The 2,754-nt window shown below is 70.3% G+C and carries 2 protein-coding genes and 1 pseudogene; 1 reads left to right on the forward strand and 2 read right to left on the reverse strand.

What is annotated here, in order from left to right; genetic code table 11:
- Positions 1-93: 93 nt before the first annotated feature.
- Positions 94-1,620, forward strand: a complete 1,527-nt coding sequence (locus tag AB0M20_RS36450) for a GDSL-type esterase/lipase family protein (protein WP_364305220.1) — start codon at positions 94-96, stop codon at positions 1,618-1,620.
- Here the strand turns inward: AB0M20_RS36450 and AB0M20_RS36455 are convergent.
- Together AB0M20_RS36455 and AB0M20_RS36460 are read right to left on the reverse strand one after the other, a co-directional pair.
- Positions 1,605-2,150, reverse strand: a complete 546-nt coding sequence (locus AB0M20_RS36455; protein WP_364305222.1) for a peroxidase-related enzyme — start codon at positions 2,148-2,150, stop codon at positions 1,605-1,607. The genes AB0M20_RS36450 and AB0M20_RS36455 overlap by 16 nt on opposite strands.
- Positions 2,151-2,192: 42 nt before the next feature.
- Positions 2,193-2,754, reverse strand: a pseudogene (locus AB0M20_RS36460) (arabinose isomerase); the annotation flags it as partial.

A 2,754-nucleotide genomic window follows, 5' to 3' on the forward strand; every position in this document is an offset into this window, starting at 1 on the left:
GCGTTATATAATTCTCTTTTTTTCTGAAATAAGCATTTTCAACACACAATAAAACGTGCATATGTTGATTATAACTTCCGTCATTTTTGCGCGGTGGTGGTGGCGGCGCCGGTCGGCCTGGCGCTGCTGTCGGAGATCGCGATCGTCGACGTCGCCCAGGTGGCGAAACAATGGTGGTTCTTCGGGCTGATCGCGGCCGGGGTCGTCGTCCTGATCTTCACGCTGATCATGACCGCGCAGCAGACGCACTCGACCATCATGCTCTGGCCGCTGGCGGCGCTGGCGGTCCTCGTCGTCGCCGTCGCCTCGGCGACACAGGCCGACGTCGTGATCGTGATGTCCCTGGTCGCGTTGATGGGGCTGACCCCGGTGCAGGAGCGCCGGCCCGATCCGGTCGACGGCGCCGCCGGCAAGGGGGCCCTTCTCGCGCTGGGCGACTCCTACATGTCCGGCGAAGGCGCTTCGGTGTACTACACGGGCACCGACGAGGCCGACGGGAACAAGTGCCGGCAGGCGCCGACCGCCTGGGCCGTGCTGGTCTCGCAGTCACCGCAGTTCGGCGGGATCGACATGCGCGCGTGTTCCGGAGCCAGGACCGAGCACGTGCGGCTGACACCGCCGACGAAGGCGGCGAACGACGGTGAGGTCGTCGACACGGATGCACCCGCCGCGGGGCCGGAGACCGAAGGAGAACTGACCCAGCTGCAGGCGTACCGGGCGGACAACACCGGTACGCCGGCCATGGCGGTCGTCAGCCTCGGCGGCAACGACGCCGGGTTCTCCACCATCGGCATCATCTGCGTCGCGCCCGGAGACTGCGCCGCCCGGGATGCGGCGGCGTTGTGGCGCCCCTTGGACCAGGTGCGTGACAATCTCCGCGCGACCTATGACGACATCGACCGGATGTTCCCGCAGACACCGGTCGTGGTCGTGCCCTATCCCGACCCGATCAGCCTCGACGACGGGTGCGACGAGGTGGCTCTGTCCGGGCAGGAGATCTCGGATCTGCACGACTTCGTCGTCGGGGAGGACAAGCTCAACGGCGTCATCCGGGCCACTGCGGGCGAGTTCGGCTTCCACGTCGCCGACATGCAGGACGCCCTGGCCGACAACGACGCCCAGCTGTGCGACCCCGACGGTCCGCCGGGCCTGAACTTCCTCGGCCTGAGATCGGTGAGCGGGGGTGTCGAAGCCCGCTTCAACCCGATGAACTGGACGCACAACAGCATGCATCCGAACGAGCGGGGCCACGCCGCGATGGCCCGCGCCTTCCAGACTTGGCTGGCCGGAGAGCTGGGCTCGGGCAAGCTGCTCGACGCTCGCACCGTCGACGCGCAGACGGCCGCAACGCTGCGGGCGACCCGGCAGATCGCCCAGGGCGGCACGGTGACGCAGGACCAGCGGCTCTGCGAGCTCGACGAGGTCAAGTCCTCGGCGATCTGCCGGAGTGAGGGCACCGAGTGGGCGCTGCACCAGGTGGGCCGGATGCTGCTGAAGGGCGGGCTCCTCGCCATCGCCGGCACCGTCACCGGCGCCTGGGCGTTCGCCATCGGGTTGTTCGCCTGGCGGCGTCAGGCGGAGCGCAAACGGCGGGCCGAGGCCGCTCAGGGCTCGACGTAGCCAGATCTCGCGATGCGGGCGGCGCCGGGCAGGTACGCGGCCGGATCTCCCGGCGCGGACGTGCCCAGGCCGTCGACGTAGCGGTTGAACATGCTGAACGCCGCCGCGATCAGCACCGTGTCGTGCACCTCCACGTCGGACGCACCCGCCGCGCGTGCTTCCGCCACCAGTTCGGCGGTCACCGACCGGCCGTCGCGGCGGACCGCCGCGGCGATGCGCAGCAGCGCGCGCAACTTTGCGGAGATGGGCGCCGTCTCCGGGTCGGACAGCACCTGGTCGACCAGTGACCGGCCGTCGGGAAGCTGCGCGGCGGCCGTCGCGGAATGCGAGCCGCGGCAGTAGGAGCAGTCGTTCAGCGCGGAGACGTAGGCCGCGATCAGCTCGCGCTCTCCGGCGCCGAGCGAACCGGGACCGCGCAGCAGCGCCTCGGCCAGCTCCATCAGCGGGCGGCCGGTCTCCGGCCGGTACGCCAACAGCCCGCGGATGCCGGGATGGGTCGTCTCGTCGACGCCAAGATCGATGTGTGCCACCGGTGGAGCCTATGTCAGACCCGGACGGTCAGACCTGGGCGGTCAGACCTGGACGAAGCCGATGCCCAGCAGCGACGCGGCGGCCCGGTAGTCCGCCGCCCGGCTGCCCAGGGACAGCGACCAGTGGTGACCGACGCCGGAGGCGCTCCACTCGTCGACGAACTCGCCCGGGTCGCGGCCGAAGTCGACCCGGCTCGTCGTGTTGCCGATGCTCAGCAGCGGCCCCGGGACCACCGTGCCCTCGGCCGCCACGAAGGACAGGCTGCCGTCGCGGTCCTGACCGAGCCCGAGCAGTGTGACCGGCCCGTGCCGTACGTCGAACTCCACGCTCACGCCCCACCCGCGCTTGCCGTGGTAGACCCCGAGCCCGCGCAGCAGCGGGTCCCGTGCCGACACCGCCAGATGCGCCGGGCCGTCGTGCCCCATCTCCACCACGCCGTCGATGAAGTCCAGCGCCTGGAACTCGCAGAACGACCCTCCGGCGCCGGCGACCTGGGTGGCGAGCTGGGCGACGGTGGTGCGCAGCTCGTACTCGCCGGTCGCCGGCACTCCGCGCGCGGTCAGCAGCGAGGCGCCGAGGATCATCCCGGCGCCGAGCCGCTCG

Source organism: Actinoplanes sp. NPDC051633 (genome assembly GCF_040681735.1).
GTDB lineage: Bacteria > Actinomycetota > Actinomycetes > Mycobacteriales > Micromonosporaceae > Actinoplanes.